This is a genomic window from Streptomyces sp. 1331.2, assembly GCF_900199205.1.
Lineage (GTDB): Bacteria > Actinomycetota > Actinomycetes > Streptomycetales > Streptomycetaceae > Kitasatospora.
Genome location: NZ_OBMJ01000001.1, coordinates 1,021,192 through 1,036,508 on the forward strand (window position 1 = coordinate 1,021,192; position 15,317 = coordinate 1,036,508).

The window sequence follows — 15,317 nt, forward strand, 5'->3', positions numbered from 1 at the left end:
TCATTTGCAGGTAATTGCTCTGCGGCCCCTCAGGCGCTCGAATCACCTCCCCTCCCCCGGCTCGACGCATGCGCCGTTCCGCGCTTCGACGCGCCGTCACACTCTTCCTGAGGCGGAGACAGTTGTGCATATCCGCAACGATATTGCCGAAAAACGATCATTTCCGATCATGAAATCCCGTCGTTTTGGTGATTCCCGCTAAACCGTGATGAGGGTCACAGGTGTTTGCAGTTTGAACTTAAGTCTGCTTAACGTGCTCCCCGTTCGTGACCACACGGACCCAGTTCATCCGCAACGCCGAGTCCTGCCGTCGGGTGTCTGGTAGCGCGAAAACGCACCACGGCAGGAGCGGGGGACCCACAGGTAAGTCGCCCCGGACCGCTCTCCGGAACGGTCCAGGGCTAGGGGTGAAGCCGCGCATGCGCGGCCGGGCAACTCCAGCCCGAATCCGACAGCTCACCTCGCAGGCGTGGGAGAGGACTGCGTCTTCATGCTTCCCACCAACGGCACCCGTCTGTCCGGCCGCACCCGCCGCGTGATCGCCGCCATCGGCGTCGCGGGCGTCGGCCTCACCGTCCCCTGCCTCGTGTCGGGCAACGCCTCCGCCGCCTCCGTCGCCACCTGGGACAAGGTCGCCCAGTGCGAGAGCAGCGGCAACTGGAGCATCAACACCGGCAACGGCTTCTACGGCGGCCTCCAGTTCACCTCCAGCACCTGGGCGGCCTTCGGCGGCACCGCGTACGCCCCGCAGGCCAACCAGGCCACCAAGGACCAGCAGATCGCCGTCGCCGAGAAGGTCCTCGCCTCGCAGGGCCCGGGCGCCTGGCCCGTCTGCTCGGTCCAGGCCGGCCTGACCAAGGGCGGCGCCCCGGCCGCCGTCGACACCTCGGCCGCCGCCAAGCCGGCCGCTCCGGCCGCTCCGGCCGCTCCGGCCGCGAAGCCGACCCAGGCCCCGGCCGCGAAGCCCGCCAAGCCGGCCGCGCCCGCCCAGGACGACGCCCAGGCCACCACGGACTCCGCCGCCGGCAACTGGGCCCAGAAGCACCAGCAGCAGGCCCAGAGCGACGACTACACCGTGGTCGCGGGCGACTGGCTGTCCTCGATCGCCGACAAGCACAACGTCCAGGGCGGCTGGCAGCGGCTCTACGAGCTCAACCGCGCCACCCTGGCCGACGGCCCGGACACCATCTACCCGGGCCAGCACCTGTCCTTCGGCGACCGTGGCCAGGCCCAGCCGTCGGCCTCGGCCGACCAGTCCTCCTCGGCCACCTCCGGTTCGGAGTTCAGCTGGTTCAACCGCTCGCAGAAGTCGGGTCAGTCCGCGAACGGCGGTTCCGTGAACGCCAAGCCGGCCGCGCAGACCCAGACCCCGGCCGCCAAGCCGGCCGCCCCGGCGCAGACCGCCACCGGCAGCATGGCCGCCGCGGTCTCCTTCGCCGAGTCCAAGGTCGGCCAGGCCTACGTCTACGGCGGCACCGGTAACGGCGGCTGGGACTGCTCCGGCCTGACCCAGGCCGCGCTGCGCGCCGCGGGCGTCTCCATCCCGCGCGTCGCCGCCGACCAGGCCGCTGCCAGCACCCACGTCTCGCTGGACAGCCTGCAGCCGGGCGACCTGCTGTTCTGGTCCAACAACGGCCAGGACTCGGGCGTCTACCACGTCGCCATCTACGTCGGCGGCGGCAAGTACGTCGAGGCCGCCAACCCGAGCGCGGGCGTCCGCGAGCAGACCATCGCCAACTGGGCGCCGGACTTCGCCGGCCGCGTCTGAGGACGGTGAGCGGCTGACGGCTGACCGCCGACCGCCGACCGCTGAGCGCCGACCGCCCACACCCCCGGGGAGAGTCCGACCACTCTCCCCGGGGGTTCCGGCGTATCCCGTGGTCAAACCCGGCTCCCAGCGGGCATGCTGCTGCTTCGCACCCGAGGAGGAGTCACATGGCCCAGGTCACCGTCACGCTCGACGCGAACCTAGCGATCGACGCGATGATGCTCTCCGGCACCAAGAGCCCGCAGGACGCCGTCGAGCTGATCCTGCGGGACTACCTGGCCCGCGGCCGCCGCACCGAGAGCCGTACCGGCGAAGCCGCCGACGGCCACCGCCTCACCGCCGACCGCCTGACCGCCCAGGAGGGCTGAACCGACGCACGCCGAAGGGCCCCGGAGCGCAACTGCCCTCCGGGGCCCTTCACTTGGGCCCTGCCCCCGGTCGTCGGCAGGCCGCACACCCGCCTCCGACCGGACCTCCCGACCGGCGGCTCAGCGCGCGCAGGCCCCGGTGGACCCGCGCATCACCAGCTCCGGCTGGAACATGAACTCGCCGCGCTGGGCGGCGTTCCCGCCGACCTCCTCCAGCAGCGCATCCACCGCCGCCGTGGCCATCGCCTCGACCGGCTGCCGGATCGTGGTCAACGGCGGCTCGGTGAAGGCGATCAGCGGCGAGTCGTCGAAGCCGACCACCGAGACGTCCTGCGGCACCGACAGCCCCCGCTGGCGCACCGCCCGGATCGCCCCGAGCGCCATCATGTCGCTCCCGCAGACGATCGCCGTGCAGCCCTTGTCGAGCAGCGCGCCGGCCGCCGCGTGCCCGCCCTCCACGCTGAACAGCGTGTGGTGGACGAGGCTTTCGGCCTCCTCCTGGCTACGACCGAGCACCGCCCGCATCGCCGCCGTGAAGCCCTCGATCTTGCGCAGCACCGGCACGTACCGGCGCTGCCCGACGGCCAACCCGATCCGCTGGTGGCCGAGTTCCGCCAGGTGCTGGACGGCCATCCACATCGCGGCCCGGTCGTCCGGCGAGATGAACGGCGCGTCGATCTTCTCGCTGAAGCCGTTGATCAGCACGAACGGCACCCCTCGCCCGGCCAGCCGCGCGTAGCGGTCGTGGTCGGCCGTGGTGTCGGCGTGCAGCCCGGAGACGAAGACGATGCCCGCCACGCCCCGGTCCACCAGCATCTCCACGAGTTCGTCCTCGGTGGATCCGCCCGGCGTCTGGGTGCACAGCACCGGGGTGAAGCCGTGCCGGCTGAGCACCTGCTCGATCACCTGCGCCAGCGCGGGGAAGATCGGATTGCTCAACTCCGGTGTGATCAGCCCGATCAGCCCGGCGCTGCGCTGGCGCAGCCGGGTCGGCCGCTCGTATCCGAGCACGTCCAGCGCCGCCAGCACGGTCTGCCGGGTCGCGGCGGAGACGTTCGCCTTGCCGTTGAGCACGCGGGAGACGGTGGCTTCGCTGACCCCCGCCTGCGCCGCGATGTCTGAGAGTCGCGCCGTAGTCACGGTCCCAGAGCCTATTGCAACCACGTCAGACCGCCCACCAGCCGGTGCTGTCCGGGGCGAGCACCGTCTCGCCGCCGTCCACCACGAGGTCGGCCGAGGCGAGCAGCAGCGTGCCCGGGGCCGCGATCCGCACCGGCTCGCCGGTGGTGTTCACGGTGCAGACGAAGGAACCGCGGCGGAACATCAGGGTGCCCTCGGGGCCGTCCAGCCACTCCACACCGGCGCCGGCGCCGAGGTCGGGCTGCGCCCGGCGGACGGCCAGGGCGCTGCGGTACAGCTCCAGGGTGGAGGACGGGTCACCGGTCTGCGCCTCGACGCTCAGCTCGGCCCACTCGGCGGGCTGCGGCAGCCAGGACGGCCCGCCGGCCACCGGTCCGAAGCCGTACGGGGCCTCGGTGCCGGACCACGGGATCGGGACGCGGCAGCCGTCGCGGTAGCCGTCCTGTCCGGCCTGGCGGAAGAAGGACGGGTCCTGGCGCACCTCGTCCGGCAGGTCGGTGACGTCGGGCAGGCCGAGCTCCTCGCCCTGGTAGACGTAGGCGGAACCGGGCAGTGCGAGCATCAGCAGGGTGGCGGCGCGGGCCCTGCGCAGACCCAGTGCGCGGTCGCCGGCGGTGCGGATCTGGGTGCCGAGGCCCGGCTCGTTGGCGAAGCGGGTGGCGTGCCGGGTGACGTCGTGGTTGGACAGCACCCAGGTGGTGGGGGCGTCGACCGGGCGCATCGAGTCGAGCGAGAGGTCGATCACCTCGCGCAGCGCCGCCGCGTCCCAATCGGTGCCCAGGTACTGGAAGTTGAAGGCCTGGTGCAGCTCGTCGGGACGGACGTAGTTGGCGGTGCGCTGGACGGTCGGGGTCCAGGCCTCGGCGACACCGATCCGCTGGCCCGGGTACTCGTCGAGGATCTTGCGCCAGCTGCGGTAGATCTCGTGCACGCCGTCCTGGTCGAAGAAGGGCATGACGTCGTTGCCGAGCAGCTTGAGCTGGTCGCCGCCGCCGAGGTCGGGCAGGCCGGGGGCCTTGACCAGGCCGTGGGCGACGTCGATGCGGAAACCGTCCACGCCCATGTCGAGCCAGAATCGCAGGATCGAGCGGAACTCGTCGGCGACGGCCGGGTTGTCCCAGTCGAAGTCGGGCTGCTCGGGGGCGAACAGGTGCAGGTACCAGTCGCCGGGGGTGCCGTCCGGGTTCTCGGTGCGGGTCCAGGCCGGGCCACCGAAGATGGACTCCCAGTCGTTGGGCGGCAGTTCGCCGTTCTCGCCCTTGCCGGGACGGAAGTGGTAGCGGTCGCGCAGCGGGGAGCCGGGGCCCTCGCGCAGGGCGCGCTGGAACCACTCGTGCTGGTCCGAGGAGTGGTTGGGGACGAGGTCGACGATGATCCGCAGCCCCAGCTGGTGGGCGTCCCGGATGAGGGCGTCGGCGTCCAGCAGGGTGCCGAACATCGGGTCCACCGCGCGGTAGTCGGCGACGTCGTAGCCGGCGTCCGCCTGCGGCGAGGCGTAGAACGGCGAGAGCCAGACGGCGTCCACGCCGAGGTCGCGCAGGTAGGGCAGCCGGCTGCGGATGCCGGGCAGGTCGCCCATGCCGTCGCCGTTGGAGTCGGCGAAACTGCGCGGGTACACCTGGTAGATGACCGCGTCCCGCCACCAGCCTCTGGACGCGCCGCCCGTCACAGCAGCCGGGGCGTTCGCCTCGTGAGCGGTGTCGGCGACGGGCCGGGAGGCGTCGGCCAGGTTCTGGGTCATGGACGGTATCCCTCGGGGATCGGAGTTGCGGGGGGCCTTGCGCGGGAGGAGTTCCGCGTCGGGCGTCACGACTTGGAGGCGCCGGCGGTCAGGCCGGTGACCAGGTGGCGCTGCACCAGGTAGAAGAAGGCCGCGGACGGGATCGCGATCAGCACGGCGGTCGCGGCCATCAGGTTCCACTGGGCGTCGTGCTCGCTGACGAAGGTCTGCAGGCCCACGGCCAGCGTGTACTTGTCGGAGCTGAGCATGAACGTCGAGGCGAACGGCACCTCGGCCCAGTAGGTGAGGAAGGAGTAGAACGCGGCGACCGCCAGGCCCGGGCGGGCGAGCGGCAGCACCAGCCGCCAGAAGGTGCCGAACGGGCTGAGCCCGTCGACCCGGCCGGCCTCGTCGATCTCCACCGGGATGGTGTCGAAGTAGCCCTTCAGCAGCCAGGCGCAGTACGGCACGGTGGTGGTCGAGTAGACCAGGATCAGGCCGGTGTAGCTGTCCAGCAGGCCGAGTTCGGAGAGCATCGTGTACATCGGCACGATCAGCACCGCGATCGGGAACATCTGGGTGACCAGCAGCGACCACATCAGCGGCTTGTGCCCGGGGAACTTCATCCGGGACACGGCGTAGCCGGTGGTGGCGGCGACCAGGACGCCGAAGACGGTGGTGACGCCGGAGACCAGCAGGGCGTTGCCGAACCAGGTGAAGAAGTCGGTGTCGGACAGCACGTGCTGGTAGTTGGACAGCGTGAGCTTGTCGAGGATCTGGCCGGGGTGGAGGTAGTCGCTCTTGTCCGGGCCGAGCGAGACGAAGAGGATCCACCCGACCGGGAACAGGGCGATCAGGCTGGCCACGGTCAGGGTGCCGTGGGACAGCGTCCGGGCCAGCGGGCTGCTCTCGCCGCGGCGACGGACCTTGGCCGGCCGGGCGGCGGTCGGGGCCGCGCCCGCCGCGGGGGCCGGGCGTTCGGTGGTGGTGCTCATCGGGGTTACCTGCCTTCGTGGGTCAACTGGGTCCGGGGCCTCAGCCGTTGGCCTGCTCGTTGCGGGCGAGCCAACGCCGGTAGAAGGCGGTGAAGACGATCAGGATGGACAGCAGGATCACGCCGTAGGCGGCGGACTGCGCGTAGTCCCGGGGGATCTGGCCGAAGCCGAGGCGGTAGGCCCAGGTGACCAGCAGCTGGGCGTCGGGCGCGCCGGTGCCGAACAGCAGGAAGATGACGTTGAACTGGTTGAACGTCCAGATCACGCCGAGCAGGACGACGGTGGAGGAGACGGAGCGCAGCCCGGGCAGGGTGACGAACCGGAAGCGCTGCCAGGGGGTGGCGCCGTCCATCTCGGCGGCCTCGTACAGCTCGGCCGGGATCGCCTGCAGGCCGCCGAGCAACGAGATCATCATGAACGGCACGCCGGCCCAGGTGTTCACCAGGATCGCGGCCGCCTTCTGCGCCCACGGCTCGGTCAGCCAGCCGGGCTCGGGCAGGTGCAGGGCGGAGAGGATGCCGTTGACGACGCCGCCGTCGGCGAGCATCAGGCGCCAGGAGAAGACGGTGACGAAGGTGGGTACGGCCCAGGGCAGGATGAGCAGCATCCGGTAGACGGCACGCCCGCGCAGTTTCTTGTTGAGCAGCAGGGCGAGGCCGAGGCCGAGGGTGTAGTGCAGGAAGACGCAGCCGGCCGTCCAGGCGATGGTCCAGACGAAGTGCGACCAGAAGCGGTCGTACGAGCCGGGGCCCCAGAGGATGTCGGCGTAGTTGTGGAAGCCGACGAACTCGTAGCTGGCCGGGATCTGGTTGACGCCGATCGTGCGGGCGACGTTGAGGCTGTTGGCGTCGGTGAGGGTGAGCCAGATGCCCTGGACGAGCGGGTAGATCACCAGCGCGCCGAGCACCAACACGACCGGGGCGATCATCGCGTAGGCGTACCAGTGCTTGGCGTAGGAGCGCTTGACTCGTTCCAGCAGGCCCGGACGCTGCTCGCGCTCCCGGCTGCCCTTGCCGGTGGCGCCCTGCACGGCGACTGACATCGTTTGCACCTTCTCGGAGGGGGTTCTCGGGCTCCGGGGAGTCCTCGGGGGAGCCGACGGCCCGGCCGCCGGGGCGACCGACGGCGGCGGACAGATGACAGGCGACAGATAACAGATGATGAAATCTGTCATCTGTTATCTGTTCGCCGTCATCCGTCCATCCGTCGCCGGTCAGCCGGCAGGCCGGGCCCGGGGACTACTTGGCGAAGCCCGGCAGGAGCTTGGCGTAGTCGGTGGCGACGGTGTTCAGCGCGTCCTGGGTGCCGGTGCCCTGGACGGCCTTGCCCAGGTTGGTGCCGAGCGAGGCGAACAGCGAGCTGTACTCGGGCAGTTCGGGGCGCGGCTTGGCGCTGCTCAGGATGGACTGGAAGCCGGCGATGCCCGGGTCGGCCTTGACGTCGGCGGTGAAGGCGTCGGAGCGGGTGGGCAGGGTGGAGTTCTTCTGCGCGATGAACGCCTGGCTCTCGGCCGAGGTCATGAATGCGGCGAACTTCTCGGCGGCGGCCTTGTGGGACTTGTCGGCGCCGGCGTAGACGGAGATGTTGTGGCCGCCGGTGGGGGCGCCGGCCTTGCCGCCGGAGCCGGCCGGGACGGCGGCGATGCCGAGGTTGCCCTTGTCGGCGAAGGCCGAGCCCTTGTAGATGTTGGTGATCTCCCAGGGGCCCTGGATGATCGCCGCGACCTTGCCGCTGTTGAAGGCGTCCATCATGTGGGCGTAGGCGTCGGTGGTGACGTCGGCCTTGGCGGTGCCGGGCGAGGTGAACATCGTCTTGTAGGTCTCGACGGCCTTGACGGCCTCCGGCGAGGTGACGGTGATCTTCTTGCCGGCGGCGTCGACGGTGTCGGTGCCCTCGCCGAACAGGAACGGCATCGCGTAGTAGCCGTCGGCGGCCTTCAGCCAGAAGCCGTCCACGCCGGCCTTGTCCTTGACGGCGGCGGCGTCGGCCTTCAGCTCGTCCCAGGTCTTCGGGGCGTCGGTGATGCCCGCCTTGGCGAACAGCTCCTTGTTGTAGAGCAGGCCGAGGGTGTCGGTCACCAGCGGGACGCCGTACAGCTTGCCCTCGTACTTGGCCTGCTGGATCAGGCTCGGCTGGAAGGCGGAGGTGTCGGCGGCGGCCGGGGTGCCGTCCAGCGGCTCCAGGTAGCCGGCCTTGGCGAAGGCGGCGGTCCAGCCGACCTCGGAGCGGAACACGTCCGGAGCGCCCTTGGCCCCCATGGCGGTCTGCAGCTTGTTCTGCGCCTGGTCGAACGGGACGTTGACGAAGTCGACCTTGATGTTCGGGTTGACGGCCTCGAACTTCTTGACGAGCTCCTGGTAGTTCGGTGCCTCGTTGGTGGCGTTCGAAGTGTCCCAGTACGTGAGGGTGACCGGCCCGTCGGCCTTGCCGTCCGAGCTGGAGCCGCTGCTGCCACAGGCAGCCATCGAGACCGCGAGGGCCACAACGAGGGCAGAGGCCGCGATGCCACGCCGCATGAGAACTCCTTGGGAGGGTGGGGGTGCCCGAGATGTTCGGAGACAGGCGCATAATGGCTGCCTCGTGCCGACCGCACCGTTGCTGCCGTCGGGCTCGGGAAGGAAGTTAACAGCGGTGAAAGATCGACGGAAAGTCCTTGCAGCAAGTTTCTGCAAGAAACGGGGATCGTTACATCCGCGTGTCCTGGACGTTGCCACTCGGTAGTTGACGCCGGCGCCGATTGCCCGGGTACGTCCGATTCGCCCGTCCCCCGGGCGGCCGGACAGACCACCCTGCGTGGCCGAAAGCCGCCTGCAGCAGACTGGGCGCATGCGCATCAGAGCCGTCACCAGGGACGAACTTCCGCTGCTGGCCGAGCTGGAACGGGCCGCCGGCGCGCCCTTCGCCGAGATCGGCATGCCGGAGATCGCCGAGGACGAGCCCCCGGCCCCCGGGGAGCTGGCGCACTACCTGGAACGGGGCGTCGCCCTGGTCGCCGAAGCCCCCGACGGAGCGATCGCCGGCTATCTGCTGGCCGAACCGGTGGACGGCGCGCTGCACGTCGAACAGGTCTCCGTGCACCCCGACCACGCCCGCCGGGGAATCGGCCGGGCGCTGATCGAGCACCTGGCCGGGACCACCGACGCCCCCGCGCTCACCCTCACCACCTTCGCCGAGGTCCCCTGGAACGCGCCCTACTACGAGCGCTGCGGCTTCCGCGCGCTGGCCGGGGACGAGCTCACCCCCGGTCTGCGCGAGATCCGCCGCCGGGAGGCCGAGCACGGCCTGGACCGCTGGCCCCGGCTCTGCATGCGCCGCGACCTCCGGCCGTGACCTGCAGAGACCCGGCCCACCGGGCCACCACCCGCTAGAGCCGCGACCCGCTAGTAGGGCTTGGTCAGGTCTGTTTTCGTGTGGGTATGTCGCGGTGGCAGGTGGGGCAGGCGCCGGCCCAGGTCGCCAGAAGGATCTGGAGCTCGCGGACGACTTGGTAGAGGCTCAGGCCGGCCCCGCGTCTTTTGGGGCGGTGGCCAGTCTGCGCAGGGTGCAGAACGCGTGGGCGAGAGAGACGAGCGTGACGTGGTGATGCCAGCCGGTGAACGTGCGGCCCTCGAAGTGGGCCAGGCCGAGGGCCTGTTTCATCTCCCGGTAGTCGTGCTCGATCCGCCAGCGGAGCTTGGCCATTCGCACCAGAGTGGTCAGCGGGGTGTCGGCGGGCAGGTTCGAGAGCCAGAACTGGACCGGCTCGGCTTCCTTGGCGGGCCATTCGGCCAGCAGCCAGCACTCGGCCAGCTCCACGCCCTCGGTGGCGTCGCGGATCTCGCGTCCGGCCGGGCGGATCCGCAGCGCCACGAAGCGCGAATACATCCGCTTGAAGCCGCTCTTCGCCTTGCCTGGGCGCGACCCCTCCCGCCACGACACCGGCCTGGCCGCTTTCGGCCCGGCAGCGATGGCCAGGTCCTTCACACTGCGGGCCTTGTCCGGGTACTTCGCCACCGGCGGCCGGCCGGTGCCGCTGTAGGCGGGCGTGACGGGCCGGGCTTCGGCAGGGTGCGCGGTCGGCGTGGTGGAGATCCCCAGCACGTAGTGCAGGCCGCGTTGCTGGAGGCCGAGGCGGAAGGCCGCGGCGTCGCCGTATCCGGCGTCGGCGATGGCGAGCGGGACGTGGACACCCCAGCACCGGGTCTCGTCGATCATGTCCAGGGCCAGCTGCCACTTCTCCACGTGGCCCAGGCCTGCGGGGATGCCGCACCGGTCTCGCCGGGCGACCTTGTCCGGGTCGGCCTTCGTCGATTCGGGGTCCCAGGACGCGGGGAGGAACAGCCGCCAGTTGACCGGCGCCGAGGCGTGGTCACGGGCCAAGTGGAGCGAGACGCCCACTTGGCAGTTGGTGACCTTGCCCGCGGTTCCGGTGTACTGCCGCGACACACACGCCGACGCGTCGCCGTCCTTGAGGAACCCCGTGTCGTCGATGATCAGCGCGGTCGGATCGATGGCGTCCTGCATCCTCCAGGACAAACGGGCCCGGACGTGCGCCGGATCCCAGGGGCTTGTCGTGACGAAGTGCGCGAGAGCCTGCCGGTTTCCGTCCTCCCCGAGCCGCGCGGCCATCGGCTCCACCGACTTCCGCTTGCCGTCCAGGAGCAGCCCACGCACGTACGCCTGCCCCCAACGCCGCTGGTCAGCACGCGTGAACGCTTCGAACAACCCCGCCGTGAACGCCTCCAGGTCCTCCCGGACCTCGGCCATCTCCCCAGGTGTCACACACCAACAACGCGCCACCTACTCCCCAGGACACGCCACCACGGCACCGACCTGACCAAGCCCTACTAGGGCCACGACCCGCTAGTTGGTTCCCAGCCGCAGCACGGTGGTCGAGCGGAACTCCTCCCCCGGCCGCAGCACCGTGCTCGGGAAGGCCGAGTGGTGCGGGGAGTCCGGAAAGTGCTGGGTCTCCAGCGCGATCCCGGCGAACGGCCCGTACGGAACGCCGCTCGCGCCGGTGACCGCGCCCTGGAACTTGTTCGCCGTGTAGACCTGGATGCCCGGCTCGGTGGTCAGCACCTCCAGGGTGCGGCCGCTGACCGGGTCCTCCAGCAGCGCCGCCCGCGCCGGGCTGCCGTCCGCCGGCCGGGCGCGCAGTACCCAGTTGTGGTCGTAGCCGCCGGGCCCGACCAGCTGCGGGTGCCGGTCGTGCACCGACTTGCCGATCGGCGTGGCCACCGTGAAGTCGAACGGCGTGCCGGCCACCGGCTCGGTCCGCCCGTACGGGATCTGCCGCTCGTCGGCCGGGGTGTACTCGTCGGCGTCCAGGGTGAGCAGGTGGCCGAGGACGTCGCCGCTGCCTTCACCCGCAAGATTGATGTACGCGTGGTTGGTCAGGTTGACGACGGTCGGCTTGGTGGTGACGGCGTGGTAGCCGATCACCAGCTCGCCCGCCGCGTCCAGCGTGTAGTCGACGGTGACGTCCAGCGCGCCCGGGAAGCCCTGGTCCCCGTCCGGGCTGTGCAGCCGCAGCCGCACCCCGCCCTCGACCGGCTCCGCCGCCCACATCCGGTGCGCGAAACCGTCCGGCCCGCCGTGCAGCGTCATGCCGCCGCCGGTGGAGGCCAGCTGGTGCTCCACCCCGTCGATGGTGACGGAGGAACGGTCGATCCGGTTGGCGTACCGGCCCACCACCGTGCCGTAGTGCCGGGCCGGGCCCAGGATCTGCGCCAACTCGTCCGTCGCCAGCAGCAGTTGGGCGGAGCGCCCGGAACGGTCGGGGGCGCTCAGAGTGTGCAGGGTGGCGCCCAGGGTGAGCACGCTCGCCTCGTACGGGCCGGCCGTGAGCGTCCAGCGCCCGATCGCGGCGCCCGCCCCCGAGCGGTCGAGGGGTTCGTGCCGCACGCTGGTGGCCTCACTCGCCATGGCCTGCTCCTCACTGGCGTCGGCCGCGCACCGCGACCGCCCGGTTCCTGGTCCGTCGGGGGCTCGCCGTGCCGCCCCGTGTCCGTCAGCCTAACGACGGCGCCGCCGTACTCAGCGCCGCCGTACGAGTGCCGCCGCCGCACGGAGCAGCACCCCCGTACGGAACGCCGCCCCTACTCCTCCCCGTCCTCCTCCGCCCGGCTCGCCTCCCGCTGCTTCGCCGGCAGCCCGAGCGCCGAGGCCAGCCCGTCCGGCCCGCTGCCCGCCTTGCGGTAGACGGCGGCCAGCCGCCGGTTGACCAGGCTGATGTGCACCCCCAGCTCGTCGGCGATCCGCTGCGGCGGCACGCCCTGCACCGCCCGCTTGGCGACCTCCAACTCCGGGCCGCTGAGGCTCTCCAGCGTGTCACCGAAGTCGCGCAGCCCGAGCCGGTTGGGCCGCAGGCCGTAGTTGGCCAGCTCGCGCCGCGCCCGGTCGACCAGGCCCTCCGCCGAGCAGTGCTGGGCCAGCTCGATGCCCTGGTACAGGTGCTCCTGGGCGTCCTCCAGCCGCCCGACCCGGCGCAGCGCGGCACCGAGGTCGACCAGCGCGACGGCGTGCTCGTACCCCGCCGGGGACTGCCCGAGGTGCTGCACGGCCTGCTCCAGCAGCTCGACCGCCTGCTGCCCGTCCTCGACCTGCGCCCGCAGCCGCAGCGCGCTGCCGATCGCCGAGGCGGTGCCGAAGGTGTGCGCGTCCCGGACGGCCTTGAGGGCGTGCTCGCGGGCGCGCTCCGGCTCGTCGTCGGCGAGGGCGACGGCGAGGTGGCCGGCCCAGGGCGCCCAGACGGTGTTGCGCCAGCCGCGGACCTCCAGCTGAGCGCCGGCCTCGGTGAGCGCAGCGGCCGCGCCCGCGTACCGCTCCTTGGCGACGAGCAGCTTGCCGTACAGCGAGGCGGCGTCCGGCAGCACCATCGCGGTCGCGTGGTACGGCGGGTGGAAGCCGAAGTCGTTGGCCAGCTCCCAGGCCTCCTCGACCCGGCCGCGGGCGATGAGGGTGTCCACCAGCACGCCGACCGCGTCCCAGGCCAGCGGCAACCGCGCCCCGATCCGCTCGGAGATCCGGTACGCGCGGCGCAGGAAGTCCTCGGCCTCGGCGAGCAGGCCGCGGCGGAACCGGGCCAGGCCCATCAGGAAGTACGCGAAGCCCCGGTGGGCGCCGCTCCAACCGGCCAGCTCGAACTGGATGATGGCGTCCGCGGCCAGCCGTTCGGCCTGCGCGATGCGGTCGTTGTAGATGTACGTCAGGCTGAGCATCGAGGGCAGTTCGAAGCCCCAGGTGGTGTCGGTCCAGCCGAGGCCCTTGGGCAGCCGACCGCCGTCGAGGACCTCGTCGGCGAGCGCCAGCGCCTCGGTGGAGGCGTCGCCGCGCAGGGTGAGGTCCCAGGCGCGCATGGCGAGCACGGCGCGGTCGGCGGCTTCCCGGCCGGTCAGGCTGCGGCACATCTCGCCGAGCCGGGCGGAGCGTCCGGGGCCGTCCTCCTCGGACTTGCGGAAGGCGTGCCACATGAACGAGGCGGCCTGGAGCCGCTGCCGTCCGGCCGGGTCGGCGGTCTGTTCGGCCTCGTCCTGGCAGACCAGGGCGGCCTCGCCCAGTTCGCCGCTGTGGGCGAGCACTTCGGAGAGCCGGAAGGTGGCGTCAACCCGCAGTTCGGGGCGGAGGGGTCCCTCGTCCGGGTCGAGTGCGAGCTTGAGCTGGTTGACGGTGGCGACGGGGTCGGTGAGCAGTGCGGAGCAGCCGAGTTCGTACATCACCTCGGCCTTGATGTCGTCGGCGGGCGGCTCTTCGAGCGCGCGGTGCAGGCAGCGCTGGGCGGCTTCGGGGGCGCCGATGAGCTGGTGTTCGACGGCGGCGCGGCGCAGTTTCTTGACGATCCGGTCGTCGCCCTCGCCGGAGTGGGTCTCGACCAGGTGGCGGGAGGCGGCCAGCAGGCCGAGTCCGGCGTTCTCGATCTCGACGGCGGCGATGCCGTGCATGCCGAGGCGGGTGGCGTCCGGCATGGTGTTGTAGATGGAGCTGCCGATCAGCGGGTGGACGAACTCCAGGTTCCCGTTGGGGGCCTGGGTGAGCACGCGTTGCTTGCGCAGCTGCTTGATGGACTCCCGGGCGGCTTCGCTGCTCTGGGTGGAGATCCGGGTGGCGAGGTCGATCCGGATGTCGGTGCCCAGCATGGCGCAGGCCCAGGCGAAGCGCAGGGTGCTGGCACCGAGCTGGTCCAGCCAGCTCTTGAGGGTCATCCCGGTGGCGTCGACGGCGAGTTCGCGCAGCTGCCGGGAGTTCTCCTCGACCGGTTCGAGCTCCTGGTCGCGGACCTGGTCGAGCAGGCGGCCGGCCTCGAAGGGGTTGCCGTTGACGACGTTCCAGAACTCGTAGCAGAAGGCGTCCTCGGCCTTGTCGCCGAGTTCGGCGCGGATCATGTCGGTGACGGAGCTCAGGTTGAGCCGGTTGAGCTCGTGCTTGCGGCCCTTGAGCGCGAGGACGTCCCTGCGCAGGCGGTGGGTCTCGGCGGGCCAGTCGCTCTCGTCGTCGCGGAAGGCGAAGACGAGCAGCACGGGGAGCATGTCGGAGCGGACGGCGAACTTGGCGAGCCAGGACAGGGATTCGGCGTCGGCCCAGTGCAGGTCGTCGACGATCATCACCATCGGTGCGCGGCGCGGTGCCAGCTGGGTGAGGACGTAGTCGAGGCCGTCGCGCACGCCCTGCGGGTCGAGGCGGCGGGCGCCGGCCTTGGGCTGCTTGAGGCCCATGGCCGGTCCGACGACCTCCTCCCAGGTGCCCATGACCTGGTGGAACTCGTCCGGCTTGAGGTTGCTGAGCACCGGCTGGAGCAGCTGGCGCAGGACGTGGTAGGGCTCCTTGAACTGCCGTTCGCCGCCTCGGGCGAACAGCACGGTGGCGCCCTCGCGGACCTTGGCGATCCGTCGAACCTCGTGCAGCAGGCTGGTCTTGCCGATGCCGGGGCGGCCGGAGAAGGTGAGGAGGTCACCGATCTCGGTGCCGCCGGCGGCGAATTCGCGGCACAGCCGGTCGACGGCGGTCTCCACCGACCGCAGTTCGGCGTCGCGGTCGCGCAGCCGGATCCGGGGCGCGGTGGCGTCGCCCTCTCGGCCGGAACCGAGTCCTGCCCGAAGTTCGTTCTGCTGCTCGGTCACCGTCGCGCCTCCGCCTCGCCTGATTCGCGTCACAGCTCCATCACTGTGTGGGGCCGAGGTTAGCGCTGTGCGGGCCCTCCCGTGCGGCATTCGTGCAGGCTGGGGCGGACGGTGAGGGTTCGGACGGTTTGCCAAGGGCAATTGCCCTATATCCCTAACGTCCGATCATTGCATCCGATACCCTACGGCCCTCAGACGCAGATGATCTTGCGAATACTCACCCTCATC

Annotated in this window: 11 protein-coding genes and 1 riboswitch; of the genes, 3 read left to right on the forward strand and 8 right to left on the reverse strand. The window is 71.1% G+C overall.

Annotated elements, in window-relative coordinates; all coding sequences use genetic code 11:
• Positions 1-315 precede the first annotated feature (315 nt).
• Positions 316-483: riboswitch (cyclic di-AMP (ydaO/yuaA leader) on the forward strand.
• 7 nt (positions 484-490) lie between these two features.
• Together CRP52_RS40355 and CRP52_RS04410 are read left to right on the forward strand one after the other, a co-directional pair.
• Positions 491-1,768, forward strand: a complete 1,278-nt coding sequence (locus CRP52_RS40355) for a transglycosylase family protein (RefSeq protein ID WP_097235177.1) — start codon at positions 491-493, stop codon at positions 1,766-1,768.
• Positions 1,769-1,935: 167 nt separating this feature from the next.
• Positions 1,936-2,136, forward strand: coding sequence for a hypothetical protein (locus CRP52_RS04410; protein WP_097235178.1), 201 nt, complete (start codon positions 1,936-1,938; stop codon positions 2,134-2,136).
• 120 nt (positions 2,137-2,256) lie between these two features.
• On the opposite strand, the gene CRP52_RS04415 is transcribed toward CRP52_RS04410, so the two are convergent.
• The 5 genes from CRP52_RS04415 to CRP52_RS04435 form a co-directional block, all read right to left on the reverse strand.
• Positions 2,257-3,276 carry a LacI family DNA-binding transcriptional regulator gene (locus tag CRP52_RS04415; RefSeq protein ID WP_179852680.1) on the reverse strand — a complete coding sequence of 340 codons (1,020 nt, stop codon included), beginning with the start codon at positions 3,274-3,276 and terminating at the stop codon, positions 2,257-2,259.
• 25 nt (positions 3,277-3,301) lie between these two features.
• On the reverse strand, positions 3,302-5,017 hold the full coding sequence (locus tag CRP52_RS04420) for a glycoside hydrolase family 13 protein (protein ID WP_097235180.1): 1,716 nt from the start codon (positions 5,015-5,017) through the stop codon (positions 3,302-3,304).
• A 65-nt stretch (positions 5,018-5,082) separates the two neighbouring features.
• On the reverse strand, positions 5,083-5,991 hold the full coding sequence (locus tag CRP52_RS04425; RefSeq protein ID WP_097235181.1) for a sugar ABC transporter permease: 909 nt from the start codon (positions 5,989-5,991) through the stop codon (positions 5,083-5,085).
• Between the two features lie 40 nt (positions 5,992-6,031).
• Positions 6,032-7,033, reverse strand: coding sequence for a carbohydrate ABC transporter permease (locus tag CRP52_RS04430; RefSeq protein WP_097235182.1), 1,002 nt, complete (start codon positions 7,031-7,033; stop codon positions 6,032-6,034).
• Between the two features lie 196 nt (positions 7,034-7,229).
• Positions 7,230-8,507, reverse strand: coding sequence for an extracellular solute-binding protein (locus tag CRP52_RS04435; protein WP_097235183.1), 1,278 nt, complete (start codon positions 8,505-8,507; stop codon positions 7,230-7,232).
• 310 nt (positions 8,508-8,817) lie between these two features.
• Between CRP52_RS04435 and CRP52_RS04440 the strand changes: the two genes are divergently transcribed.
• Positions 8,818-9,321: a GNAT family N-acetyltransferase gene (locus CRP52_RS04440; RefSeq protein ID WP_097235184.1), complete on the forward strand. Its 504-nt coding sequence runs from the start codon at positions 8,818-8,820 to the stop codon at positions 9,319-9,321.
• 165 nt (positions 9,322-9,486) lie between these two features.
• On the opposite strand, the gene CRP52_RS04445 is transcribed toward CRP52_RS04440, so the two are convergent.
• The 3 genes from CRP52_RS04445 to CRP52_RS04455 all read right to left on the reverse strand — a co-directional run bounded on the left by CRP52_RS04445 (position 9,487) and on the right by CRP52_RS04455 (position 15,089).
• Positions 9,487-10,737: an IS701 family transposase gene (locus CRP52_RS04445; protein WP_179852681.1), complete on the reverse strand. Its 1,251-nt coding sequence runs from the start codon at positions 10,735-10,737 to the stop codon at positions 9,487-9,489.
• Between the two features lie 96 nt (positions 10,738-10,833).
• Positions 10,834-11,898 (reverse strand): aldose epimerase family protein, encoded by a 1,065-nt coding sequence (locus CRP52_RS04450; protein WP_097235186.1) that lies wholly within the window; start codon positions 11,896-11,898, stop codon positions 10,834-10,836.
• Between the two features lie 173 nt (positions 11,899-12,071).
• On the reverse strand, positions 12,072-15,089 hold the full coding sequence (locus tag CRP52_RS04455) for an ATP-binding protein (RefSeq protein ID WP_179852682.1): 3,018 nt from the start codon (positions 15,087-15,089) through the stop codon (positions 12,072-12,074).
• Positions 15,090-15,317 lie beyond the last annotated feature (228 nt).

What these genes read in the sequence shown, in the direction of transcription:
- CRP52_RS40355 (WP_097235177.1), top strand. Translation starts at nt 491, where the DNA reads ATGCTTCCCACCAACGGCACCCGTCTGTCCGGCCGCACCCGCCGCGTG.
- CRP52_RS04410 (WP_097235178.1), top strand. Translation starts at nt 1,936, where the DNA reads ATGGCCCAGGTCACCGTCACGCTCGACGCGAACCTAGCGATCGACGCG.
- CRP52_RS04420 (WP_097235180.1), bottom strand. Translation starts at nt 5,017, where the DNA reads ATGACCCAGAACCTGGCCGACGCCTCCCGGCCCGTCGCCGACACCGCT.
- CRP52_RS04425 (WP_097235181.1), bottom strand. Translation starts at nt 5,991, where the DNA reads ATGAGCACCACCACCGAACGCCCGGCCCCCGCGGCGGGCGCGGCCCCG.
- CRP52_RS04430 (WP_097235182.1), bottom strand. Translation starts at nt 7,033, where the DNA reads ATGTCAGTCGCCGTGCAGGGCGCCACCGGCAAGGGCAGCCGGGAGCGC.
- CRP52_RS04435 (WP_097235183.1), bottom strand. Translation starts at nt 8,507, where the DNA reads ATGCGGCGTGGCATCGCGGCCTCTGCCCTCGTTGTGGCCCTCGCGGTC.
- CRP52_RS04440 (WP_097235184.1), top strand. Translation starts at nt 8,818, where the DNA reads ATGCGCATCAGAGCCGTCACCAGGGACGAACTTCCGCTGCTGGCCGAG.
- CRP52_RS04445 (WP_179852681.1), bottom strand. Translation starts at nt 10,737, where the DNA reads ATGGCCGAGGTCCGGGAGGACCTGGAGGCGTTCACGGCGGGGTTGTTC.
- CRP52_RS04450 (WP_097235186.1), bottom strand. Translation starts at nt 11,898, where the DNA reads ATGGCGAGTGAGGCCACCAGCGTGCGGCACGAACCCCTCGACCGCTCG.